The 25,342-nt window shown below is 38.8% G+C and carries 23 protein-coding genes; 19 read left to right on the top strand and 4 right to left on the bottom strand.

Annotated elements, in window-relative coordinates; genetic code table 11:
- The first annotated feature begins 330 nt into the window (after positions 1-330).
- From argC to ACFX4W_RS29745, 11 genes are all read left to right on the top strand, one after another.
- Complete coding sequence (gene argC, locus ACFX4W_RS29795) at positions 331-1,374, top strand: N-acetyl-gamma-glutamyl-phosphate reductase (RefSeq protein WP_043980519.1); 1,044 nt, start codon at positions 331-333, stop codon at positions 1,372-1,374.
- A gap of 45 nt (positions 1,375-1,419) precedes the next feature.
- Positions 1,420-2,655 carry a bifunctional ornithine acetyltransferase/N-acetylglutamate synthase gene (gene argJ, locus ACFX4W_RS29790; protein WP_043980517.1) on the top strand — a complete coding sequence of 412 codons (1,236 nt, stop codon included), beginning with the start codon at positions 1,420-1,422 and terminating at the stop codon, positions 2,653-2,655.
- A 12-nt stretch (positions 2,656-2,667) separates the two neighbouring features.
- Positions 2,668-3,492 carry an acetylglutamate kinase gene (gene argB, locus ACFX4W_RS29785; protein WP_377560500.1) on the top strand — a complete coding sequence of 275 codons (825 nt, stop codon included), beginning with the start codon at positions 2,668-2,670 and terminating at the stop codon, positions 3,490-3,492.
- On the top strand, positions 3,458-4,612 hold the full coding sequence (locus ACFX4W_RS29780; protein WP_043980513.1) for an acetylornithine transaminase: 1,155 nt from the start codon (positions 3,458-3,460) through the stop codon (positions 4,610-4,612). Before argB ends, ACFX4W_RS29780 begins: the two co-directional genes overlap by 35 nt.
- A 70-nt stretch (positions 4,613-4,682) precedes the next feature.
- Positions 4,683-5,756: a carbamoyl phosphate synthase small subunit gene (locus ACFX4W_RS29775; RefSeq protein ID WP_043980511.1), complete on the top strand. Its 1,074-nt coding sequence runs from the start codon at positions 4,683-4,685 to the stop codon at positions 5,754-5,756.
- Complete coding sequence (locus ACFX4W_RS29770) at positions 5,749-8,859, top strand: carbamoyl-phosphate synthase (glutamine-hydrolyzing) large subunit (protein WP_043980502.1); 3,111 nt, start codon at positions 5,749-5,751, stop codon at positions 8,857-8,859. Before ACFX4W_RS29775 ends, ACFX4W_RS29770 begins: the two co-directional genes overlap by 8 nt.
- Complete coding sequence (gene argF / locus ACFX4W_RS29765; protein ID WP_043980500.1) at positions 8,856-9,806, top strand: ornithine carbamoyltransferase; 951 nt, start codon at positions 8,856-8,858, stop codon at positions 9,804-9,806. Before ACFX4W_RS29770 ends, argF begins: the two co-directional genes overlap by 4 nt.
- 103 nt (positions 9,807-9,909) lie before the next feature.
- Positions 9,910-10,554: an SDR family oxidoreductase gene (locus ACFX4W_RS29760; RefSeq protein WP_043980498.1), complete on the top strand. Its 645-nt coding sequence runs from the start codon at positions 9,910-9,912 to the stop codon at positions 10,552-10,554.
- Positions 10,555-10,683: 129 nt separating this feature from the next.
- Positions 10,684-10,863: a YjzC family protein gene (locus ACFX4W_RS29755; protein ID WP_013055394.1), complete on the top strand. Its 180-nt coding sequence runs from the start codon at positions 10,684-10,686 to the stop codon at positions 10,861-10,863.
- A gap of 114 nt (positions 10,864-10,977) precedes the next feature.
- The gene (gene clpB / locus ACFX4W_RS29750) at positions 10,978-13,581 is read left to right on the top strand and encodes an ATP-dependent chaperone ClpB (RefSeq protein ID WP_162213618.1); all 2,604 of its coding nucleotides are present in this window, start codon (positions 10,978-10,980) and stop codon (positions 13,579-13,581) included.
- A 199-nt stretch (positions 13,582-13,780) separates the two neighbouring features.
- Positions 13,781-14,032, top strand: a complete 252-nt coding sequence (locus tag ACFX4W_RS29745; protein ID WP_014461601.1) for a hypothetical protein — start codon at positions 13,781-13,783, stop codon at positions 14,030-14,032.
- Between the two features lie 28 nt (positions 14,033-14,060).
- On the opposite strand, the gene ACFX4W_RS29740 is transcribed toward ACFX4W_RS29745, so the two are convergent.
- Positions 14,061-14,954, bottom strand: coding sequence for a helix-turn-helix domain-containing protein (locus tag ACFX4W_RS29740; protein ID WP_013081740.1), 894 nt, complete (start codon positions 14,952-14,954; stop codon positions 14,061-14,063).
- Between the two features lie 338 nt (positions 14,955-15,292).
- On the opposite strand from ACFX4W_RS29740, the gene ACFX4W_RS29735 reads away from it, so the two are divergent.
- Together ACFX4W_RS29735 and galT are read left to right on the top strand one after the other, a co-directional pair.
- The gene (locus tag ACFX4W_RS29735; protein WP_043980494.1) at positions 15,293-16,471 is read left to right on the top strand and encodes a galactokinase; all 1,179 of its coding nucleotides are present in this window, start codon (positions 15,293-15,295) and stop codon (positions 16,469-16,471) included.
- A gap of 30 nt (positions 16,472-16,501) precedes the next feature.
- A complete protein-coding gene (galT, locus tag ACFX4W_RS29730) occupies positions 16,502-18,025 on the top strand; it encodes a UDP-glucose--hexose-1-phosphate uridylyltransferase (RefSeq protein ID WP_043980492.1) in 1,524 nt (507 codons plus the stop codon).
- A 42-nt stretch (positions 18,026-18,067) separates the two neighbouring features.
- Here the strand turns inward: galT and ACFX4W_RS29725 are convergent, their stop codons facing one another.
- Together ACFX4W_RS29725 and ACFX4W_RS29720 are read right to left on the bottom strand one after the other, a co-directional pair.
- Positions 18,068-18,952 (bottom strand): NAD(P)-dependent oxidoreductase, encoded by an 885-nt coding sequence (locus ACFX4W_RS29725; protein ID WP_080781641.1) that lies wholly within the window; start codon positions 18,950-18,952, stop codon positions 18,068-18,070.
- Between the two features lie 202 nt (positions 18,953-19,154).
- Positions 19,155-19,343, bottom strand: a complete 189-nt coding sequence (locus ACFX4W_RS29720) for a YjzD family protein (RefSeq protein WP_013055400.1) — start codon at positions 19,341-19,343, stop codon at positions 19,155-19,157.
- Positions 19,344-19,552: 209 nt separating this feature from the next.
- Here ACFX4W_RS29720 and ACFX4W_RS29715 point away from each other — a divergent pair, with 209 nt between their 5' ends.
- The 3 genes from ACFX4W_RS29715 (at position 19,553) to ACFX4W_RS29705 (ending at position 21,631) form a co-directional block, all read left to right on the top strand.
- The gene (locus tag ACFX4W_RS29715; RefSeq protein WP_043980490.1) at positions 19,553-20,293 is read left to right on the top strand and encodes a hypothetical protein; all 741 of its coding nucleotides are present in this window, start codon (positions 19,553-19,555) and stop codon (positions 20,291-20,293) included.
- A gap of 181 nt (positions 20,294-20,474) precedes the next feature.
- Positions 20,475-21,359: an NAD-dependent epimerase/dehydratase family protein gene (locus ACFX4W_RS29710; RefSeq protein WP_016763037.1), complete on the top strand. Its 885-nt coding sequence runs from the start codon at positions 20,475-20,477 to the stop codon at positions 21,357-21,359.
- A gap of 77 nt (positions 21,360-21,436) precedes the next feature.
- Positions 21,437-21,631, top strand: coding sequence for a ComZ family protein (locus ACFX4W_RS29705; protein ID WP_013081746.1), 195 nt, complete (start codon positions 21,437-21,439; stop codon positions 21,629-21,631).
- Between the two features lie 28 nt (positions 21,632-21,659).
- Here the strand turns inward: ACFX4W_RS29705 and ACFX4W_RS29700 are convergent, their stop codons facing one another.
- A complete protein-coding gene (locus ACFX4W_RS29700; RefSeq protein WP_016763038.1) occupies positions 21,660-21,860 on the bottom strand; it encodes a hypothetical protein in 201 nt (66 codons plus the stop codon).
- Between the two features lie 256 nt (positions 21,861-22,116).
- Here ACFX4W_RS29700 and ACFX4W_RS29695 point away from each other — a divergent pair, with 256 nt between their 5' ends.
- The 3 genes from ACFX4W_RS29695 to ACFX4W_RS29685 all read left to right on the top strand — a co-directional run bounded on the left by ACFX4W_RS29695 (position 22,117) and on the right by ACFX4W_RS29685 (position 25,216).
- Positions 22,117-23,055, top strand: coding sequence for a beta-ketoacyl-ACP synthase III (locus ACFX4W_RS29695; RefSeq protein ID WP_013081747.1), 939 nt, complete (start codon positions 22,117-22,119; stop codon positions 23,053-23,055).
- Positions 23,056-23,094: 39 nt separating this feature from the next.
- Positions 23,095-24,336: a beta-ketoacyl-ACP synthase II gene (gene fabF / locus ACFX4W_RS29690; RefSeq protein WP_013055405.1), complete on the top strand. Its 1,242-nt coding sequence runs from the start codon at positions 23,095-23,097 to the stop codon at positions 24,334-24,336.
- Between the two features lie 106 nt (positions 24,337-24,442).
- Positions 24,443-25,216 (top strand): DUF2268 domain-containing putative Zn-dependent protease, encoded by a 774-nt coding sequence (locus ACFX4W_RS29685; RefSeq protein WP_060746425.1) that lies wholly within the window; start codon positions 24,443-24,445, stop codon positions 25,214-25,216.
- The last annotated feature ends 126 nt before the right edge of the window (positions 25,217-25,342 follow it).

Below are 25,342 nucleotides of genomic sequence, written 5' to 3'. Positions count from 1 at the left end.
TTTTTGCGACTGCTACTTATTAATCTATTAAGTTAGAACAGTCTGTATATGCTGTACGTCCACTGGCCGTATAAAAAATATCATACGGATGATTTTTATCGATATTCTTATTATACACAAAAACAACCAGTGTTTTCCAAAAATATCTGTGAACAATTTCTAAACAAAAATAGAAAGTTAGTTATAAAAATAAAAACTTATGAATAAATAAAAATGTTTAAAAATATAGAATAAAGTGTTGGATTTTTTAAATATTCATTTGATTTTATTTTTATACGGTATTATAATGATAAATAATTCAAATAGATACGTGGAAAAAGGAGTTTTAAAATGAAAGAATACAAGGTAGGAATTGTTGGAGCAACAGGGTATGGAGGAGTAGAACTGATTCGTTTGTTAGCGAATCACCCACATTTTTATGTTTATGCAGTTTATTCATCCTCTCAGGATGGGATGGAACTAGCAGAAGTTTATCCTCACCTTTCTAATACTGTATATACGCTGCAAGATATAAACCCTAAGAAGATGGCTGAAGAATTAGATTTAGTGTTTACAGCAACTCCGTCCGGTGTTTCTAGCAAACTTGTACCTCAATTAATAGAAGAAGGAATAAAAGTGGTAGATCTATCTGGAGATTTTAGATTAAAAACAGAAGCGCTTTATGAAAAATGGTACAAAAAGCCTGCTGCAGCTGAAGCATTTTTACAGCAGTCTGTGTATGGATTATCAGAATGGTTTGCAGACGAAGTCGAAAGCAGTACGTTCGTTGCGAACCCGGGTTGTTATCCAACAGCTACACTGCTTGGGCTAGCTCCCCTCGTTAGTAAACAAATGGTAAAATCAAACTCTATTATCATTGATGCAAAGTCCGGGATCTCAGGAGCAGGACGCGGTCTTTCGCAAATGGCTCATTATGCTGAAATCAATGAAAATATGAAAATATACAAAGTTAATCAACATCAGCATATCCCAGAAATCGAATCTATTTTAGAAAAGTGGGATGAAGAAATTGGCCACGTTACGTTCAATACGCACTTAGTTCCAATGACGCGAGGGATTATGAGTACAATATACGCTGAACTTTCTAAAGAAAGCTCAGTACAAGAGCTTCATCAGCTATATGTAGATACATATCAAAACTCCCCGTTCGTTCGCGTTCGAAAAGCTGGTGAATTTCCGTCTACTAAAGAAGTAAGTGCATCAAATTATTGCGATATCGGTGTTGCATTTGACGAACGAACAAAGCGTGTCACGATTGTTTCTGTCATTGATAACTTAGTTAAAGGGGCAGCCGGTCAGGCCATTCAAAATGCCAATATCATGATGGGGTTTGAACAGCAAGCGGGTATCGGGCTACTGCCTGTCTTCCCATAAAGACACAGCATCACTAATCACGATAAAAGCAGGAGGGAACGTATAGTGATTACGGTTAAACAAACGAAAGAAAAGATAAAGAAAATAGAGAACGGTACAATTGTAACGCCGCTAGGGTTTTCAGCAGATGGCGTTCACGCTGGTTTACGTTATGCTAAAAAAGATTTAGGAGTTATTGTAAGCGACGTGCCAGCTAATTGCGCGGCTGTTTACACGCTTAATACCTTTCAAGCAGCGCCTTTAGCTGTTACAAAAGAAAGTGTAGCGGTGGAGCAGAAGCTGCAAGCGATCGTTGTGAACAGCGCATGTGCAAATGCATGTACTGGAGAACAAGGATTAAAAGATGCATACCAAATGCGAAATACATGTGCAGAAAAGCTTAATATCCTACCTCATCATGTAGCGGTAGCTTCTACAGGCGTAATTGGAGAGCTTCTAGATATGAAAAAAATTGTTAAAGGTATTGGGTTATTAAGTCCTTCATCGAACAAAGAAAAAGCAGAAGAATTTCAAACGGCTATTTTAACAACAGATACAGTGATGAAGTCAGCTTGCTATGAAACAAAAATTGACGGCAAAGTAGTTACCATTGGAGGCACAGCGAAAGGATCAGGCATGATTCACCCAAATATGGCTACGATGCTTAGCTTTATCACAACAGATGCTAAGGTTGAAGCTTCAGTGCTACAAGATGCGCTAAGTTCTATTACAAATAAAAGCTTTAATCAAATTACAGTGGATGGTGATACGTCCACCAACGATATGGTTGTTGTTTTAGCAAATGGAAAAGCTGATCACCAGTCGCTTACACCAGATCATCCTGAATGGAATTCGTTTTATGAAGCACTGCGCTTGACGTGTGAAGATTTAGCCAAACAAATTGCACGCGACGGTGAAGGAGCAACAAAACTAATTGAAGTAAACGTATCTGGTGCTCATACAAACGAAGAAGCAAATGTGATTGCTAAACAAATTGTGGGCTCGAACCTAGTGAAAACGGCCATGTATGGAGCCGATGCTAATTGGGGACGAATTATTTGTTCAGTTGGATACAGCGGAGTAGCGCTTAATCCAGAAACAGTGAATGTTTCGTTAGGCAATATCCAGATGTTAGAAAACAGTCAGCCTGTTTCATTTAGTGAAGAAGAAGCAAAGGCTTATTTAGAAAATGATACGGTCGAAGTCTATGTGGACTTACAGCAGGGAAGTGGGATCGGCAAAGCGTGGGGCTGCGATTTGACTTACGATTATGTCAAAATCAATGCCAGTTATCGAACGTAAGGAGAGAGTGAAATGAGCAATGAAAAAATCGTCGTTGTAAAATGCGGAGGCAGCATTGTCAACCAGTTAACAAGCGCTTTTTTTGAAAGCATTCAGCAGCTAAAAGCAAATGGATATCAGATCATTGTTGTGCACGGAGGCGGACCTGATATTCAAGATACGCTTACCAAACTTCGCATTGAAACGGAATTTGTAGATGGGCTTCGAAAAACGTCCAAAGAAGCATTAGAAGTTGTGACGATGGTATTAGCAGGCAAGGTTAATAAGCAGCTTGTAAAAGATCTACAAAAAGCGAACTTAAAAGCGGTAGGACTATCAGGAATTGATGGATTATTGCTTAAAGCAGAGGCAATTGATGTGGAACGTCTAGGTTACGTTGGAGAAGTAAAAGGCGTAAACGATACATTATTAAAACAACTAACTGACAGTAAGTATATTCCAGTTGTTTCTTCCATTGGAGCAGATGAAGAAGGTAATAGCTATAATATTAATGCTGACGTGGCAGCCGGAGCCGTTGCACAAGCAGTAAATGCTGAAAAGCTGATGTTTGTAACGGATGTAAAAGGTGTGTTAAAGGATGGAGCATTGCTTCCTGAGCTTACAAAGTCAGAGATTGATGCACTTATTGAAGAAAAAGTAATTTATGGCGGAATGATTCCGAAAGTAACATCAGCGGTAAATGCGTTATCTCCTTTGCTTGAAGAAGTTCATATTATTAGCGGAACTGATGGATTTTTAGATAAGGAAGGGAATCTGATTGGTACAGCAATTAAATATAGTGGAAAAGGTGGAGAAGATAGCGATGAGTTCATTGTTTCCAACATATCAACGGTTTGATATCCATGTGGAAGAGGCGCAAGGAACAAAATTAATAGATAACAAAGGAAATGAGTATTTAGATTTTATTTCAGGTATCGCTGTTTGTAACGTAGGTCATCGTCATCCTGATGTTCAAAAAGCGGTCGAAGAGCAGTTAAATAAAGTGTGGCACGTGTCAAATTTATTTCATCAATCGATTCAAGAAGACGTAGCAGGTAAGCTTGTGGAACACTCAAACGGTGATGCAGTATTTTTCTGTAACAGCGGTGCAGAAGCCAACGAAGCGGCGATTAAATTAGCGCGCAAGTACACACAAAAACACAAAATTATTACGTTTACAAAATCATTTCATGGACGTACATTTGCTACAATGACAGCTACAGGGCAGGCAAAAATTCATGATGGCTTCGGTCCTCTTGTTAATGAGTTTGTTTACGTGCCATACAATGATGAAGAAGCATTAAAACAAGAAGTGGACGACAGCGTAGCAGCCATTATGGTTGAAGTCATTCAAGGAGAAGGCGGAGTGGTTCCAGGAACCGAAGCATTTTTATTAACCATTCAAGAGCTGTGTAAAAAGCACGAAGCACTGTTTATAGTCGATGAAGTGCAAACTGGAATCGGCAGAACAGGAAAACCATTTGCTTATCAGCATTTTAACGTTTCACCAGATATTATTACAGCAGCTAAAGGATTAGGAAGCGGAATGCCGGTTGGTGCGATGATTGGAAAAGGATATCTCAAAGAAGCATTTGGACCTGGTACTCACGGAACAACCTTTGGAGGAAACCCAATTGCATTAGCTTCAGCCAAAGCAACCTTAAACATTATTTTTAATGAAGCATTTTTGGCAGAGGTTACAGAAAAAAGCCTTTATTTTACCAATGCTTTGAAAAATAGCTTAGCAGCTTATTCATTTGTAACCGATGTTCGCGGAAAAGGTTTTATGATTGGAATTGAATGCGGGGAACATCAGTCAGCATTGCTTGCAGCTATGCGTGAAAAAGGATTGCTAGCACTGGGAGCAGGACCGCATGTAGTACGATTGCTGCCGCCTTTAACTGTAACAAAAAAAGAGTTGGACCAAGCGATTCATATCATTGAAGAAGCGTTTAGCCAAACAAAAATTACTTCATAATACAAATTTTTTTGAATATGTTTGTATAAAAATTCTGTTTTATAAATAATTATTCGAAGAGGGATGCACAATGAACGGATATTTACACTTAGCAAACGGCGATTCGTTCGCCGGACACATTGAACATACAGCAACGCACCAGGCAAAAGGAGAAATTGTTTTCTTTACTGGAATGACTGGTTATCAAGAAGTTGTGACTGATCCATCTTACAAAGATCAAATTATCGTCTTTACGTACCCTTTGATTGGGAACTATGGTATCAATGAAAAAGATTATGAAAGCAAAAAGCCTCACGTAGCAGGCGTTGTCGTATACGAATGTTCAGATGAAGGGTTCCATTACGAAGCGATGTACAGCTTTAAACAATATTTAAAGAAATGGAACATTCCGCTTATTACACATGTGGATACGAGAGCGGTCGTAAAACGAATTCGAAAAGAAGGTACGATGCAATCTGCCTTTTCGACATCTGCTGAATCGCCAGCATTTACTGCTGAATGCGATGGATATGTAGTAAAAGAAGTATCAACAAAAGAGCCTGTTACTTACGGAAACGGTGAAAAACACGTTGTATTAATGGACTTTGGGTATAAAAAATCAATTTTACAAGAGCTGTTAAATCGAGAGTGCAAAGTAACAGTTGTTCCTTATTCTACAAGCTCTTCAAAAGTAAAAGAGCTGCAGCCGGATGGCATTGTCTTATCAAACGGACCTGGAGATCCAACTCAAGTGAGCAGTCAGCTGGATGAATTAAAAGAAATTATTTCATCGTATCCAACTTTGGGAATTTGCTTTGGACATCAGTTAATTGGGCTCGCTTTTGGGGCGCAAACCAAAAAGCTGGCGTTCGGTCACCGAGGAGCTAATCAGCCTGTAATTGATTTAACGACTAACAAAGTGTGTATGACTTCTCAAAATCACAGCTATGTCGTAGACGAACAGACGATTACGTCTACGCCATTAAACGTTCGATTTAAAAATGTGAATGACGGATCGGTTGAAGGTTTAATGCATAAAGACCTTCCTGTTATGTCGGTTCAATATCATCCAGAAGCACACCCTGGACCAAGTGACAGCACGTATATCTTTGATGAATTTATGACGAAAGTACAGCAAGTAGGGAGCGGAAAAGTATATGCCTAAAGACCAAACGTTAAAAAAGATTTTAGTAATCGGATCAGGACCAATCGTAATCGGGCAAGCAGCAGAATTTGATTATTCAGGAACTCAGGCATGCTTGTCATTAAAAGAAGAAGGTTATGAAGTTATCTTAATCAATAATAATCCAGCTACAATTATGACGGACACTCACGTAGCAGATCGAATCTATTTTGAACCATTAACAGTAGACTGCGTAGAGAAAATTATTGCAAAAGAAAAGCCCGATGGTTTGTTAGCCACATTAGGCGGACAGACGGGTTTAAACTTAGCCCTTGAGCTTCATGAACAAAACATTTTGCCAAAATATGATGTGAAACTTTTAGGAACGCCGATTGAATCAATTAAAAAAGGTGAAAGCCGTGAAGAGTTCCGCGCATTGATGAATGAACTGAGTGAACCGGTGCCGGAAAGTGAAGTTGTTACAAAAGTAGAAGAAGCGTTAGCTTTTGCCAAGAAAATTGGTTTTCCTGTTATTGTACGTCCTGCTTATACGTTAGGCGGAACGGGCGGAGGAATTGCTCATTCTATGGAAGAGCTTGAAAAGCTTTCAGCGTCAGGTTTACGTGAAAGTGCTATTACTCAATGCTTAATTGAAAAAAGCATCGCTGGATTTAAAGAGGTTGAGTACGAGGTTATGCGCGACGTAAACAATACGTGCATCACCATTTGTAATATGGAAAACATTGATCCCGTAGGCGTTCATACTGGAGATTCGGTAGTCGTTGCTCCTTCTCAAACGTTAACAGACGTGGAATATCAAATGCTTCGCTCTGCTTCAGTTAAAATTATTTCATCGCTTGGCATTATTGGCGGTTGCAACATTCAGTTTGCGCTTGATCCAAAAAGCAAGCAGTACTATTTAATTGAAGTAAATCCGCGTGTGAGCCGTTCGTCTGCTCTTGCATCAAAAGCAACTGGCTATCCGATTGCTAAAATTGCTGCAAAGCTATCGGTAGGCTACACGCTTCATGAGTTATTAAATCCTGTGACGGGAGACACGTATGCAAGCTTTGAACCTGCTCTTGACTATGTAGTAGTGAAATTTCCAAGATGGCCGTTTGACAAGTTTTTCTACGCTGAAAGAACGCTTGGCACCCAAATGAAAGCAACTGGAGAAGTAATGGCTATTGACCGTAACTTTACACGTAGCTTCCAAAAGGCATTATCTTCTTTAGAAATTGACTTACAAGGATTAGAAGTAGAAGAACTGCAAGAACTTTCAACAGATGAATTAAAAAGCAAGCTGGGCGAACAAAGCGATGAGCGTATTTTTGTTATCCTTGAGCTTTTACGCCGAGGCACAACGCCTGAGTATATCCATGAAGTAACACAAATTGATTATTTCTATTTAACACACTTTGCACAGCTGATTAAAATGGAAGCCTCTTTAAAAGAAGTGCGTTTTGATTCGATTACAGCTGAACACTTTAAACAAGTAAAGGAGCATGGTTTTACAGATGCGTATCTAGCAAACGTATGGAATGTGCCGGAGCTTGACGTAAGAGCGAAACGTAAAGCACTACATATTACGCCAAGCTATAAAATGGTGGATACATGTGCAGCGGAATTTGAATCTTCAACGGCTTATTTCTACTCTAGTTACTACGGGGAAAGTGAGATTGAACCATCAACGAATAAAAAAGTTGCGATTATCGGTTCTGGACCAATTCGTATCGGGCAAGGAGTAGAGTTCGACTACAGCTCTGTACACGGTGTGCTAGCTCTTGAAAAAGAAGGATACGAAACGATTTTAATTAACAATAATCCAGAAACGGTAAGTACGGATTTTGAAGTAGCAGATCGCTTATATTTCGAACCTGTAACAGTAGAAGACGTATTAAATGTTCTTGATGCTGAAAATGTGACAGATGTAATTGTTCAATACGGAGGTCAAACGGCTATTTCGCTTGTTAAAGGTCTAGAAGAAGCTGGTGTTAATTTATTAGGTATTACAAATGATGTCATTGATGCGCTTGAAGATCGTGACCTGTTTTATAAGCTCTTAGACGACTGCGATATTCCTCATATTCCAGGTGAAATGGCGAAAGACGCGAAAGAACTTGTACAAAAAGCAAAAGATACGGGATTCCCATTACTCATTCGTCCTTCTTACGTGATTGGCGGAAAAGGAATGCTGACAATTCAAAACGAAACGGAGCTTCAGTCTTGTTTACCGGCTATTAAAGCGTCTCATTTCCCAATGCTTATTGATGCTTACTTCCCTGGAAAAGAAGCAGAAGTTGATGTGGTAGCAGACGGAAAAGATGTGTTGATTCCGACAATCGTTGAACATATTGAAAAAGCCGGCGTTCATTCAGGAGACAGCTATGCGCTTTTACCAGCAAAAACAGTAGAAGCAGCACATAAAGAAAAAATGGTGAGCTACGCTCAAAAAATTGTAAACAAACTTCAATATAAAGGGATTATGAATATCCAATATGTTATTTACAACGATGAAGTCTACATGCTGGAAGTTAATCCGCGTGCCAGCCGTACAGTCCCTGTAGTAAGCAAAGTGTGCAACACGCCGCTTGTTTCGCTATCAACTCAAATATTGCTTGGGAAATCATTGTCGGAAATTAGTGAAAAGCTAGGTTTATTGCCGGATCCAGCTTACACAACTATCAAGTTTCCAGTGTTTTCGACAAGTAAATTATCAGGAGTTGATCCACTTGTTGGACCGGAAATGAAGTCAACTGGTGAAGGAATTGCGATTTCTTCAACGATTGAAGAAGCAGCAAAAAAAGTATTCCATCAGTATGTGTTAAGTAAAAAAGGTGCTGCAGAAGTGTATATCAACGGAGAAGCGCAGGGCCTTGAAGAACTTGTGCAAAGCGCGGGCTTAACTCTTGTTAAAGATAAAGAAGTTAGTGAATGGGTGAAAACGAAAGAAGCTTTATTATATGTAAGTTTACAGCCTGAAGATAAAGAAAGCCGTATGTCAGCATTAAAACACGGTTTAATGGTTATGACGGAGGCAGAAACGGCTTCGCTATTTTTCCAATCGTTCCAAGTCGATGAATATCACGTTTCATCACTGCAAGAATGGTTTCAAAAAACTAAAAAGGAAGTGACAGTATCATGAGTACAGTATCGGTAAATACGAATTTAAAAGGAAAAGATTTGCTTACACTTAAAGATTTATCATCAGACGATATTATGTCACTTTTGGAAAGCGCCATTGAGCTGAAAGAAAAGCATAAAAATGGTGAAATCGTAACATCGTTAAAAGGAAAAACGCTGGGGCTCATTTTTGAAAAATCTTCAACAAGAACAAGAGTCTCATTTGAAGCGGGAATGATGCAGCTTGGAGGAAACGCCCTCTTTTTAAGCAGCCAAGATTTACAGATTGGACGCGGAGAAACGATTGCTGATACAGCACGCGTACTATCTGAATTCATCGATGCTATAATGATTCGTACGTTTGAACACAGCAAGATCGAAGAGCTTGCAGATTACGCATCCATTCCCGTTATTAATGGTTTGACAGATGATTATCATCCTTGTCAGGCTCTAGCTGATTTATTAACGATTTACGAGCACAAGAAATCATTTGAAGGGCTAAAAGTAGCTTATGTTGGAGACGGAAATAATGTAGCGCATTCGTTAATGATTGCCTGTGCAAAAATGGGAATAGATATTTCAATTGGATGCCCTGATGGATATGAGCCAAAAGAGTTTGTCACAGCTTATGTTCATGAAATAGCTGCTACAACAGGTGCGAAGGTTACGATTACAAAAGATCCTGTAGAAGCTGTGAAAAATGCCGATGCTATTTATGCAGACGTATGGACAAGTATGGGACAGGAAGAAGAAGCACAGCAGCGTTTGAAAATATTTGCTCCTTATCAAGTAAATGAAGAACTAGCTGCCTATGCTAAGTCAGACTATTTATTTCTCCACTGCTTGCCTGCGCATCGTGAAGAAGAAGTAACAGCAAGCATTATTGACGGACCAAATTCTGTTGTTTTTCAGCAGGCTGGAAATCGTATGCATGTACAAAAAGCTTTGCTGCAAGCCATTTTAGCTTAAGAGAAAAACCCTTTCTGAGAATATCAGAAGGGGTTTTTTGTTTAAAGGGAATTAATTGTGGGAACACCAACTGTATACTAAACAGAACGAAAGGTGATTTATGATGAAAGTATTAGTTGTTGGAGCAAACGGAACAACGGGAAAACAAGTGGTAGAAAAAGTTGCAAACAGCAAGCAGCACGAAGCTTATGCGATGATTCGCGACGAAAAGCAAGCAGGCGCGTTAAAGAAGCTGGGTGCCAACGTTGTGCTTGGTGACTTGGAGCAAGATGTTTCAGATGCTTTAAGAGGTATGGACGCTGTCATATTTGCAGCAGGTTCTGGAGGACATACGGGAGACGAAAAAACAATCGCTGTGGATCAAAACGGCGCTAAAAATATCATTGATGAAGCAAAAAATCAAGGTGTAAAGCGCTTTGTTATGTTAAGTTCAATGGGAACAGACGCGCCTGAACAAGGACCAGAAGGCTTACAGCTTTACCTGCGTGCAAAAGCGATAGCGGATGAATACTTAAAACAGTCTAATCTACAGTATACAATTGTACGACCAGGAACTTTATCGAATGATCAAGCTACTGGGAAAATTGATATCAATAATGATATTGAAGATAAATCTCAGACGATTCCCCGAGCAGATGTAGCAGCCGTACTTGTAGAATGTCTAAACGAAGAAGCTACGATAGGAAAAACGTTTGAAATGCTAGCTGGAGAAACTGAAATCGAACAAGCTATCAAATTTACTCATTAATATAAAAGGGCGGATCTAAAGGTCTGCTCTTTTTCTCTGCCTAATATGAAAACATCTCCATTATGAAACAGAAATCTTAAGGGAATAGTATAGGAGAACATTTCATTTCAGGAATGAGGAGGCAGGACAATGGGACAAAATCGTCATTTCACACCGGGTCAAAAAGCTCCTAATAACGGAGTGTATATTGAAATTGGTGAAACAGGAAGTAACGTAAATAATCCTCAAAAGGTTAAATTAAAAGCAGGAGAGCGTTTTCCAGAGACGGCCAACGATGATCGCCACTGGACGTACATGCGTAAGCCTTAAATAGTAAAAAATAAAGAAGCCATTCTAAATTGAATGGCTTTACTTGTTTTCCTATTGCTGGGTATAATGAAATAAAGGTCAATAAAGGTCAAATGTATCGAAGGAGGATGTTCAATGGATATAAATAAAATGACCCAAAAATTGCAAGAAGGCGTGATGGAAGCGCAGTCTGAAGCTATTAAACGAAATCAGCAGGAAGTAGATATTGTTCATTTGCTTTATACGCTCATTCATCAGCAAGATGGTATTGCTCCTCGCATATTAGATCATTTACATATCGATCATCAATCTTTTCAGCAGCAGGTAAATCAATTGCTTGCGAAAAAACCAGCCGTTACAGGAAGTGGTGCTGAAGCAGGGAAGGTTTATATTACGAATAAACTTCAGCAGCTGTTTGTTAAAGCTCAAGAAGAAGCATCTCGTTTGCAAGATGATTACGTTTCAGTTGAGCACATCTTTTTAGCATTAGCACAGGAACCGTCTTCTAGTGAATATGGCAAGTTATTTTCAAGTCACGGTATAACAAAAAAAGCTCTGCAAGATGTGCTTACCAGCCTTCGAGGAAATCAGCGAATTACAAGTCAAAATCCCGAAGTCACATATGAAGCGTTAGCTAAATATGGAAGAGACTTAGTAGCAGAAGTACGAGCAGGCAACATTGATCCAGTCATTGGACGAGACGGAGAAATTCGCCGCGTTATCCGCATTTTATCGCGAAAAACAAAAAACAATCCAGTTTTGATCGGAGAACCTGGCGTTGGTAAAACAGCGATTGTTGAAGGTCTAGCACAGCGTATTGTTCGCCGAGATGTGCCTGAAGGATTAAAAGATAAAACCATCTTTTCATTAGATATGGGAGCTTTAGTAGCAGGAGCGAAATTCAGGGGAGAATTTGAAGAGCGTTTAAAAGCTGTTCTTCAAGAAGTTAAGAAAAGCAACGGTCAAATTCTTTTATTCATTGACGAGCTTCATACAATCGTTGGAGCAGGCCGTACGGATGGAGCGATGGATGCAGGGAATATTTTAAAACCAATGCTTGCTAGAGGAGAACTTCACTGTATAGGAGCTACAACTCTTGATGAGTATCGTCAGTATATTGAAAAAGATCCAGCGCTTGAAAGACGCTTTCAACAGGTGCTGGTTGAAGAACCTTCAGTAGAAGATACAATCTCTATTTTACGTGGTTTAAAAGAACGATTTGAAATTCATCACGGGGTGAATATTCACGACCGAGCGATTGTTTCAGCAGCGGTTATGTCTGATCGTTATATCTCAGACCGCTTTTTACCTGATAAAGCAATTGATTTAATTGATGAAGCATGCGCAACTATTCGAACAGAAATTGATTCGATGCCATCAGAATTAGATGAAGTTACACGACGTGTCATGCAGCTTGAAATTGAAGAAGCGGCATTAAGTAAAGAAACAGATCAAGCAAGCATCACAAGGTTAGAGGCAATTCGAAAAGAAGTCTCTGATTTAAGAGAACGTGCAGATATAATGAAGCTGCAGTGGGAAAAAGAAAAGCAGTCGATTCAAACGGTGCAAGATGTCCGGGAGCAGCTTGAAAAAGCGAAGCGAGACCTAGAAGAAGCTGAAGGGAAATATGATTTAAATAAAGCAGCTGAACTTCGCCACGGACGCATTCCAGCTCTTGAAAAAGAACTAAAACAGCTGGAAGAAACAGCTGCTGAAAAAGCACAAGAAAACCGTTTGTTAAGAGAAGAAGTAACAGAAGAAGAAATTGCTGAAATTGTAGGAAGATGGACGGGAATTCCGGTATCAAAACTAGTTGAAGGGGAAAGAGAAAAGCTGTTGAAGCTTGAGTCAATTTTACAGCAGCGTGTGATTGGGCAAGATGAAGCTGTATCCTTAGTGACGGATGCTGTGATTCGCGCACGGGCAGGCATTAAAGACCCGAACCGTCCGATTGGGTCATTTATTTTCCTAGGACCTACCGGAGTAGGAAAAACGGAGCTAGCCAAAACGCTGGCACATTCTTTATTTGACAGTGAAGAACAAATGGTTCGTATTGATATGTCTGAGTACATGGAAAAGCATGCGGTCTCTAGGCTTATAGGAGCGCCTCCTGGCTATGTAGGATACGAAGAAGGCGGCCAGCTAACGGAAGCGGTGAGACGCAAGCCTTATTCAGTCGTTTTGTTAGATGAAATTGAAAAAGCCCATCCCGAAGTATTTAATGTGCTCCTTCAAATACTAGATGATGGAAGAGCAACAGATTCAAAAGGAAAAGTCATTGATTTTAAAAATACAGTTATTATTATGACGTCGAATATCGGTTCTCAATTTTTATTAGACGGTTTAACAAGTGAAGGCGAGATTACTGAAAAAGCCAGAGAGCAAGTGATGGCTCAATTAAGACAGCATTTTCGTCCAGAATTCTTAAATCGAGTAGACGACACGATTTTATTCAAACCGCTAACTGTTCATGAAGTAAAAGGGATTATTGATAAGCTATTGGTTCAGCTTGAAAAGCGTTTATCCGATCGTCATATTTCGTTAACGTTAACAGAAGAAGCAAAAAATTATATTGCAGCCTCCGGATTTGATCCGGTATACGGAGCTCGCCCTTTAAAAAGGTTTATTCAAAAATATATTGAAACAAAAATTGCCAGAGAATTAATTGCAGGGCAAATTGAAGATTATAGTCAAGTGACAGTTGATATAAAAGATGATAAGTTTGTTGTCAGCGTATAAGTTTCCTAAAAAGACCATTCATGATAAATTGAATGGTCTTTTTTTGCTATTAAAAGCAGCTCTTCTTTTAAAATAAATAAAAAGAAATGAAAGAAAATACGTGAGAGCTAAGCGTAAAAACTTATTCAGTTTTAGGTTGTAGAATATATCTAATTCATTTATGATAATACAAAATGGGCAAAGGAGCATGAATGAGCACATGAAGGACCGTATAGAGCTTATATATGACGAAGCATACGATTTTATAGATCAGGCATTAACTAAAATAAGAGCGCTGGATAAAAATGATCTTCAAGCTGAAAATGAAGAAGTGCAGGAAAAGGCAGAACGGACAGAGTTTGCACTTCAAGCTGCACGAGATATTTTAGAAAATATGATTATCCCGGGTAAAAAATTGACTTTTATTTACGAAAAAGGTTCTGTGGTAGTAGAAATTCCCGATAAAAAATAAAAACGACTTCCTTTTATGGAAGTCGTTTTTATTTTGGCAATGCAAAGTGCTCATCAATGGATGCATCACTTTTTCGATACTGCCCGGGTGTCATATTGGTTGTTTTGCGAAATACTTTTGTTAAATAATTGGCATTTGCATAACCGACGTTTTCAGCAATTTCTTCGATTGAGTACTTGGTTTGATGCAATAGCTCGGCCGCTTTTTGAATGCGAAGCTTCGTTAAATATTGAATCGGCGTAATCCCAGTTGTTTGTTTGAATAACCGGCTAAAATGATAGCGAGATAAATGAGCTGCATCTGCCATTTCATCCGGACCGATTTCTTCATGATAATGATTACGGGCAAATAAAATAGAGCTAATGATACTTTCAGGCCAATCTTCTGTAAAACTGTCCATGCTTTTAATATATTGGTACAGCTCCATTACAAAGCGGTAAGATAAGCTTGAGGCATGAAATGGATCTGCTATATGTTTTTCGCTTGCCCGCTTATATATTTGAGCAAGCAGCTGAACAGGTGCTGATTCAGGATGAAACCGTATTACAGGAGAGTGGGTTGACTGAATATAATCCCAGCATTTTTGTACTTCATCTCCGTATAATGTAAGAAAAATAAACTCCCAGTTTTCACTTTCCTTTGGTAAGTAATAGCGATAATTTCCAGGTATATTGACGATGAATGCTTTCCCAGCATCCACTTTATATTCTTGTCCATCTATTTCAATCATTCCGTACCCAGAAACCGTGTATTGAAAAATATATTTCCCTACGTCTTTTCGCTGATTTCCGCTCCAGTTATAAAGGGGAGAGAAAACTTCATCCCACCCAACAGACCATAGCTGCGCAACTTCATTTGTGCGGGATTCTAAAAACCTGTATGCGTACGTTGAATATTCTTGAGCTTGGAAATGTGAGAGCAAATTTTCACCTTCTTTTTGAAATAAAGTAGTACTTAATTCTTACTTTAACGTAATCGCTTTCATTTTTCTATAATTTTTTGAAAATATCGTGATTATTTTTAGGGAATGTCTCTAAATCTATTATTTTCTTATCATTTGCAAGTCAAGGCTCATATAAAGATAACACCTTTTTGGCGCAAGAGTAGTTCATCGTCAATTCAAAAGAATCATTTTTAAAGGGATAAGCAAAAAAGTACCGATTATCGATAGTAATTTTACCATTGAGGCAAGGAAAATTGGACTTTACAATGTACATATGAATCCGTTTCCAAAAAACTACTTAAAATAGGTGATAATAAATGCTGGGAAAATTAATCGAAGAGTTCAAACAAATATTTCATTCGTCAGAAGCTATTCGCTGCTTTTTTGCGCCAGGGCGTGTCAATTTAATTGGAGAACATACTGATTATAATGGAGGGCATGTTTTTCCTTGTTCATTGAGTATAGGAACGTATGCGGTAGTACAAAAACGTCATGATCAAAAAATACGTATGTACTCAAAAAACTTCTCTGAAGCAGGCGTTATTGAATCCTCTTTAGAGCAATTAACGTACAAAACCGAAGATGATTGGGCTAATTATCCAAAAGGAGTAATGGATACCTTTAAAAAGCACGGATATGACCTTCCTTTTGGATTTGATATCTTGTTTTTCGGCAACATTCCTAATGGAGCAGGACTTTCATCGTCGGCATCAATTGAGTTAGTCACATGCGTACTTTTAAATAAAATTCTTGAATTGAATATTGATATGATGGACCTTGTAAAAATGGCGCAGCAAGCTGAAAATGAATTTATCGGCGTAAGCTGCGGGATTATGGATCAGTTTGCAATTGGAATGGGAAAAGAAAATCAAGCCGTATTGTTAAACTGTCAAACTCTTGAATACCAGTATAGCCCGCTGCAGTTAACAGATGCTGTGCTCGTTATTTCTAACACAAATAAGCGAAGAGGGCTGGCAGATTCAAAATATAATGAGCGCCGCATGGAGTGTGAAAGAGCGCTGGCAGATTTACAAACGTCACTTTCCATTAATTCGCTTGGTGATTTAACCAAAGAACAATTTGAAAAGCATAAATTTTTGATACAAAACGAAGTAGATTGTAAGCGCGCTAAACATGCGGTATATGAAAATGAACGCACAAAAGAAGCGGTTGCTAAATTGCAAAACGGTGATTTAGAAGGGTTTGGTCAATTGATGAATGAATCGCACTGCTCACTGCGAGATGACTATGAAGTAAGCGGGAAAGAACTAGATGCTCTTGTAGAAGCAGCTTGGTTGCAAGAAGGTGTGATTGGATCACGCATGACAGGTGCAGGCTTTGGCGGCTGTACAATCAGTATCGTACAAAAAGCACAGGTTGATAGGTTTATTGAGGAAGTAAAAGACGCCTACTATAAGAAAACAAGTTTAGAAGCTGAATTTTATGTGGTTACGGTTGGAGAAGGAGCGCGTGAACTCACATTAGAAGCAGTATAAGAGAAAACAGATAGAGAAAGGAACGAGTGTATGTCAGTCAACATTCATGAAGAAATCACCCGACTTATTCAATATGGTTTACAAAAGAATCTATTAACAAAATGGGATATAGATGTGGTGAGAAATAAACTGCTGGAAGTGTTAAAGCTCGACGAATGTATTATAGTAGAAGTCAAAGAAGAACGTCTGGAACATCCAGCTGCTATTTTAGACAACATGCTTGATTGGGCTGCAGAAAACAATCGAATCGCCGAGAATTCTATCACGTATAGAGATTTATTCGATACCAAAATAATGGGATGCTTTGCAAGCATGCCTTCAGAGGTTAATCGGACATTTTATGATCACTATCAGCAAAGCCCCCAAAAAGCCACAAGCTATTATTATAAGCTGTCAAAAGACATTCACTATATTCGCAGAGATCGAATTGCTAAAAACGAAAGGTGGGTAACAAAAACTGACTTTGGAGAACTTGAAATTACTATCAACTTATCAAAGCCGGAAAAAGATCCAAAAGCAATTGCAGCAAGCAAATCATTGAAGGAAAGCAACTATCCGCTGTGTCTTCTATGTAAAGAAAATGCTGGTTATGCAGGTCGTATTAACCACCCAGCTCGTCAAAATCACCGGATTATTCCTGTGGAATTGCAGGAAGAGCTGTGGTACATGCAGTTTTCACCTTATGTCTATTATAATGAACATGCCATTGTTTTTGCGAGTGAACATACACCCATGCATATTTCAAAGCAAACGTTTAAGCGGCTGCTTGCCTTCGTTGAACAATTTCCACATTATTTTTTAGGGTCAAATGCAGATTTACCCATCGTAGGAGGATCTATTTTAACTCATGACCACTTTCAAGGCGGCTATCATGATTTTCCTATGGCTAAAGCAAAAATAAATAAATTGTTCTCTCTTAAAGCATATCCAAACGTGAAAGCTGGAATTGTTCATTGGCCGATGTCGGTCGTTCGTCTTCAAAGTTCGCACCTTGCACCATTAGTAGAAGCAGCGGATTTCATTTTGAGGAAATGGAAATCGTATAGTGATCAAAGTGCTGATATTTTAGCTTTTACAGATCAAACTCCTCACAACACGGTCACGCCTATTGCTAGGAAAAGAGGGGATTTGTACGAATTAGATTTAGTACTGCGAAACAATCGAACAAACGTCAAACATCCAGATGGCATTTATCATCCCCATGCAGAAGTTCATCATATCAAAAAAGAGAACATAGGTTTAATCGAAGTAATGGGGCTTGCGGTTTTACCCGGTCGTTTGAAAGACGAAATGAGTCTAGTGGCCGAAGGGTTAGTTCAGAATAACCTGAGCGAGTTAGCCAGCAGACATGATCAAGTGCAAAAACACGTGAAGTGGGCGGAACAAATCAAGAAAAAATATCCACATATTGAAGAGCAAAATGTCCAAAGCATTCTCCAACAAGAGCTCGGTTTGGTCTTTGCAACTATTTTAGAACATGCAGGTGTGTTTAAACAAAACACTGAAGGGCAGCTCGCATTCAGTCGTTTTATGAATTCGTTAAATGAAGCGTAAATCATTAATAAAAACAGGCAGCTCGTAATGAGCTGCCTGTTTTTATACAGTTAGGGCATGCTGTTTTAAAAGGGTGTACAGAGCCTGTGTCCCTTTACTATCATCGCCTTGTTTTTCGAGCTGTTCATAAAGCGATTTTGCTAACTTTAGCCCTGGTGTATACAACTCCATTTCTTCAGCTGACTCAATGGCAATTTTCATATCTTTAATAAAGTGTTTAATATAAAAACCTGGTTCGAAGTCTCCTTTAATCATGCGAGGAGCTAAATTGCTTAACGACCAGCTTCCAGCTGCTCCTGTTTCAATACTTTTTAAAACGGTGTTTGGATCTAACCCAGCTCTTTCAGCATAGAGTATCGCTTCACACACGCCCATCATATTAGAGGCAATAGCAATTTGATTGCACATTTTTGTATGTTGACCAGCACCAGCGCTTCCTTGAAGAACGATATTTGTCCCCATTTTTTCAAGTATAGGCGTAACGGCAGAGAATGCTTCAGAATCGCCTCCTACCATAATCGCTAATGTTGCTTTCTGAGCCCCAATATCGCCTCCTGAAACAGGAGCGTCAAGCGCATGAATGTGCTTCTCTTTTGCTGCTTGATAAATCTCACGAGCAAGTATAGGGCTTGATGTCGTCATATCAATTGTATAGCAGCCTTTCTTTGCATTATGTATAATGCCTTCTTTACCTAAATAAATCTCTTTTACATCGTGAGGATAGCCTACCATGGTGATAATAACATCAGATTGTTCGGCCACTTCTTGAACGGTTTCTTTCCAGTTGGCCCCTTTTTCAAGTAGTGCTTGAGCACGAGTTTTTGTTCGCGTATAAACAAGGACTTCATATCCTGCGTCAATTAAATGCCCGGCCATGCTTTGACCCATAACGCCTGTTCCGATAAAACCAATTTTTTCTTTAGTCACAGCAGTATTCACTCCTAAAATTAATAGTTTGATTATTCTAAAATTATATAGTTAAAGGTTGGGATAATCAATGATTATGAATGTATATAAATGTAAAAAACAGCTTCAGTCATTTGTTTTGAATACGAGTTAACGAAAGAAATTGCTGAGAAGAGCTTATGTCAAAAGATAAAAAAAGCGCTGGCTTTACAGCCAACACTTTTTAGTGATGATTATTTGCTGGTTTATTCGGTACACCCAGTTCTCCAATCAAAATTACAACTAGCGTGAAAACTACTCCAAGGATGGAAGCGGTTGCGAAACTGTAAGTACCGCCCGTCATTGCAGAGATTACGTACACTGCCATATTCATTAGTAAAAAGCCCCAAACAAAAGCCATTACGACACGCATTCTATTCACCTCGTTTACAGTACAGTTTGATTTCATTTTAGCATATAGCAGTCAAATAAGAAATTGAATTTTTTATGAATAAATAAGGGGCGTGTTCCCATGCAGAAACAAAAGAGCAATAAGTCAGAAATAGGCATTATTCTAGTGCGCTTTTTGATGGTTCTATCATACACTGTATGGAACAACTAGTAAGTTACGGAGGAAGAGCTATGATACATCGACGCTTTTTTAGCTTAGATACGCAATGGAATGTCGTACATGTCCCTGAACGACCGAATGGTTTCGGTGTGTTAGTATTGGGTGATAAAGATCATTTTGTTGAAAGTTCAACTAGCTTATGGATTCAGCATGGCGGAAGGTCACAGCTGTTGCAATGTTTACAAGATGAAGGATACACAGTATTTTATTCCAATTTATATGGGCGGCATTGGGGGTCTCCTGAAGCATATCACCTTGCAAAACAACTTTATCATTTAGTAATGAAACAAGAAATTTTAAATAAACGAATTCATATTTTAGCTGAAGGAATGGGGGCTCTGTTAGCGCTGCAGCTAATGGAAAATGACGGGAATACGTTCGTTCGATCAGCTGGTTTACTAAATCCATGTATTGATCTTCATACGCATGCAGAACATGAAAAAAACAATAAATTCTTTTATAAACAATTCACGAAGGACTTGACTCAAGCTTATAAAGTGGAGCGGAAGCAAGTATCAAAGTTAATTAAGGAGTACCCTTCTGTTACAGAATTAAAATCAGCGCTGCCCGTGAAGATATGGACGGCGCCTAATGCCTCTACTCATTATCCAATTGCACACAGTAAAAAATATGAACTACATCGTGAAGAACTTCACTCTCCGATTATGCTTTCACTTTATTTACCGGAAAAAAACTATTTGTTTGAACGGTCCCTTCTCCAATTTTATAAACAGCATGAAAAAGTGTTATAAGCAAAGCTTCTATGATTATACATATCATAGGGGCTTTTTGTATAAGAGATAAAATGAAAAAAGAGTTCATGATGCTTTTACAGATGAACCTCTTTGAAATAAGGAATGAGTGCCCTCTATAACTATAGGGATTTAAGCTTTTTGTTGAATAAATGATGAATGAAGAATTGGAGGAAGCGATATGGGAAATGTAGTAGTAATAGGGGCAAACCGCTTTATTGGTTTTCATTTATGTATGGCTTTTTTAGACGAAGGTACAGAAGTAAAAGGGTATACGCATTCTGCTCATAAAGAAGAAGATGATTTGCAGGAAGAGATGAAATTTTTCTTAGGGAGAAACGCTAATTATGCATCGACTGAAGTTGGAGAGTCATTAGATATGATTACCTCAGAAACGGATGTTGTCTACTTTACGTATTTCGATGGAGGAGATTTTTATCATCCTGATTTTTTAAGACAAGAAATGCAAAAAGCACAGCAAGTGCTCATTCAAGCGCTTAACAAATGCCGTCAATTCAACATTCGGTTTGTGTTTGTTTCTACCATGCGCGTATTTGGAGACCAGCAGCGAAAAATTGAAGAAACAACGATTCCAGAACCGGACAGTAGTGAAGGAAGGCTATACGTTCATTTTGAGCGAATGATAGAGAAATATAAAGATGATGGATGGCCCATTATAATTGTCAGAACGCCGACTCTTTACGGACCTTGGCAGCCTTTGTCAATGTGCTATTCCAAAAATATTGCCGGGTACGAAGAGGCTTTTGACATTATGGAAGGCACGGATTTTATTATTTATATTGAAGATGCCGTCAGTGCACTTAGACGCTGTAAAACTGCTGCATATTCATATGAAGTCGTTCATTTAGTTGAAGAAAAGTTACAGCCTTGGAGCGCAGGAGCAAACATTACTCATATGGAGGTGAAGGAAGAAGCGGCTCAAGAAAAATATGAAATCAGCAGGAAAGCGAAAGAACTGCTGCATTTTTCTTCAAAAGTAACGGCTAAAGAAGGCATTTATCTGCAAAAAAAACATATGAGAACATTCTTTTTACCTCTTCATTAAAAGGAGAAAGTTGTACTTATAGAATAGATTCGCTAATATAAGGAGGAATAAATGTTTTTAATAAAGGAGATTTCACTATGGAAGAGCAAAATATGCAATTCATGCAAATTGCAATGAAGTACTTGCCAGAAGCAAAACAGATCTTAGATGAAACAGGCGTTGAGTTATCAATGGAACACGTACAGCCGGTATTGACATTACTAACAAAAGTAATGAACGATGCCTATGAGCTTGGCAAGCAAGATGCATTAGCTGAAAATGAAAACAACTAAAGAAAACAGCTCGGTAGAATCCGAGCTGTTATTTTTGTTTGGAAAATAAATCGACTAAAGGGGCAAACTGTTTAAGAAGAGGAGCTAGTTCTTCGACGGCGAGTACAATTTCATCGATTTGTTTAAATAATCGTTCCCACTCCTCTCGCTCTCTTTCTTCTTTTGATTTTCTGCGCCCAGCTCCAAACATAAAATCAGAAAAACCTTCATTTCTTTGTCTTCTTGCCATGATACTCATTCCTTTCACTATTTTAATGGTGGGTAAGTTCTTACCTAATGTCCCATACTAGAGTAAGAGGGTCCCGTATCATTACTATATGTAGCATGATAGATACCTGAGTAGGACGAACACCTATATAGACAAAAAATAAAAAATGAAGTAAAATTAGTACCAACTCATAATAATTGATTATATAATCGATAAATGAAATGACGGATATAGGTTTTATAGGAATATAAGCCTTTTATTTAAAGGAGAGGTTGATATGAACGCTGGTGTTCTAGGAATTGGACGTTATGTACCAGAGAAAGTTGTAACAAATTTAGATCTTGAAAAAGTAATGGATACATCAGATGAGTGGATTCGTACGCGCACAGGTATTCAAGAGCGCCGAATTGCAGCCGATAACGAGGACACATCTGATTTAGCTTATAAAGCAGCAGTTGAAGCTTTACATAAAGCTAACGTCGAGGCAGAAGATATTGACATGATCATTGTTGCTACGGTAACGCCAGATCAACCGTTTCCTACAGTATCATGTATGCTACAAGAAAAATTGGGAGCAAAAAAAGCAGCTTCTTACGATGTGAGTGCCGCATGTGCAGGGTTTATGTACGGCATGATTACAGCTAAGCAATTTATTGAAACCAATGCTTACAAGCATATATTAGTGGTCGGTGTAGAAAAGCTTTCTAAGATTACAGATTGGGACGACCGTAACACGGCTGTTTTATTCGGAGACGGAGCAGGTGCAGTTGTAATGGGACCTGTATCAGAAGGACGAGGTATTTTATCCTTTGAACTAGGGTCCGACGGTACGGGAGGTAAGCACTTGTATCAAAACGAGCTTGATCATATTGTCATGAACGGACGTGAAGTATTTAAGTTTGCTGTTCGACAAATGGGGGAATCTGCTGTTAATGTAATTGAAAAAGCAGGTTTAACAAAAGAGGATGTTGATTTTCTCGTACCTCATCAAGCGAATATTCGTATTATGGAAGCTGCAAGACAGCGATTAGACTTGCCTGAAGAAAAAATGTCTAAAACAATCCAGTACTACGGCAATACATCAGCAGCATCGATTCCAATTTCAATTGTTCATGAGCTTGAAGCAGGGAAAATTCAAGATGATGATTTAATTGTAATGGTTGGCTTCGGAGGCGGCTTAACATGGGGAGCTATTGCTATTAGATGGGGAAAATAACACTACATTTTTAAAGCAACTGAAGGAGATGAATGTACGATGAATAAAAAACGTGTAGTTGTAACAGGACTTGGTGGGCTTACACCAATTGGAAATGACGTAGAAACAGCTTGGAAAAACGCAGTAGCAGGCGTGTCTGGCGTTGGTCCTTTAACAAGACTAGATGCAGATGAATTCCCGGCTAAAGTAGCGGCTGAAGTAAAAGATTTTAACGTGGAAGATTTTATTGACCGCAAAGAGGCTCGTAAGATGGATCGCTTTACTCAATATGCAATGGTAGCTGCATTGGCGGCTGTTAAAGATGCGGATTTGACTATTACAGAAGAAATTGCTCCAAACGTCGGCGTTTGGATTGGTTCTGGAATTGGCGGTATGGAAACGTTTGAAAACCAATATTCAACGTTATTAGAAAAAGGTGCCCGCCGCGTAAGTCCATTCTTCATTCCGATGATGATTCCTGATATGGCAACAGGACAAGTTTCTATTGCTTTAGGGGCCAAAGGCGTGAACTCTTGTACGGTAACGGCATGTGCAACAGGTACAAACTCTATTGGTGATGCGTTTAAAGTCATTCAACGCGGAGATGCAGACGTGATGGTGACGGGCGGTACGGAAGCGCCAATCACGCGTTTATCTATTGCTGGTTTCTGTGCGAATAAAGCACTTTCTACAAATCCAGATCCTGCAACAGCATCTCGTCCGTTTGATAAAGACCGCGACGGCTTCGTTATGGGAGAAGGTGCGGGTGTTATTGTGCTTGAAGAGCTTGAACATGCACTAGCGCGCGGTGCACGTATTTATGCTGAAATTGTGGGTTATGGTTCAACAGGAGATGCTCACCATATCACAGCGCCAGCTCCAGGAGGAGAAGGCGGCGTTCGTGCAATGCGTCATGCCATTGAAGATGCAGGCCTACAGCCAAGTGATATTGATTACATCAATGCTCACGGTACAAGTACAGGATACAATGATAAATTTGAAACAATGGCCATTAAAGAAGTATTTGGCGACCACGCTCAAAAAGTAGCAATTAGTTCAACAAAGTCAATGACTGGACACTTGTTAGGAGCTGCTGGCGGAGTAGAAGCTATTTTTAGTGTGAAGGCAATTCAAGACGGTATTCTTCCTCCAACAATTAACTATCAAACACCTGATGAAGAGTGTGATTTAGACTACATTCCAAACAAAGCGCGTAAGCAAGAAGTAAAAGCGGTGCTAAGCAACTCACTTGGATTTGGCGGTCACAATGCAACAATCATCTTTAAAAAATACGAAGCATAATGAAAAATTCTAGGCTGATGCCTAGAATTTTTTTTATTTTTAATAACCAAAAGAGTAGCTGTGAACATATCATGAAACAAAAGGAAGAAGAAAGTGAGGGGAAAACATGCCGATTGTTTCAACTTCTACTTGGACGGAGCCGAAAGAAATAAGCCGTTATCTTGCGCGCTATTTTAAGAAATTAAAAGAAAAAGAATATATGGAATTACTTTTTAACTATGGAATGTGTCCGCCTTCTTTAATGTTTATAAAAGAATTAGAAGAAATGAAGAAAAGACAGGTTTGGAAGAAAGTTAAAGCACATTATGAGAAGCTTAAAAAAGCATGGAATGGGCCCGATGTAGCGGTGCTAGTGCTTCCAAGCAATCCTAGAAATCGAAAAATGCAGCGTGAATTTAATGGAAGAGCAGGTGTCGCTTTTACCGATAAATTATTTGTGTTTATGACAAGTCATACATCCGATGAAGAAATGTTAGCGGTGCTTACCCATGAATACCATCACGTTTGCAGGCTAAAAGCCATTAATAAATCTGATGAAACGATTACTTTGTTAGACGCTATGATGATGGAAGGGTTAGCTGAAAGAGCTGTAGAGGAGTATTGTGGTAAAAAATATTTAGCTCCGTGGACAAATTATTATACCATTGAAGAAGCTAAAAAAATGTGGGAAAAGCATGTTAAACCTTATTACAATCTCCGCGCCGACGAAAAGAAATATGATCAACTGTTATTCGGCCAAAATTGGTATCCAGAAATGATGGGCTACAATATTGGTTATCACCTTGTTACTTCATGTATGAAGCCTCACACTTTAACTACTACCGAGCTGCTTCCTCTTAGCACCAATACTATCTTAAAAAAATCTGCGTTCCAACTGTAAAAAAACAAGTTCTATATACCTAAAGTTAAAAATAGTAAATTTTATCCTATTTTCAACAAAAAATTAGGAGGTTTATGCGTTAAAGTGCCGAAGAGATATTCAGAAATCATTATTTTAAAAATAAAA

This window comes from Priestia sp. YIM B13489, from assembly GCF_042787645.1.
GTDB classification, from domain to species: domain Bacteria; phylum Bacillota; class Bacilli; order Bacillales; family Bacillaceae_H; genus Priestia; species Priestia megaterium.
This window is presented reverse-complemented; position numbering and strand designations above follow the sequence as displayed.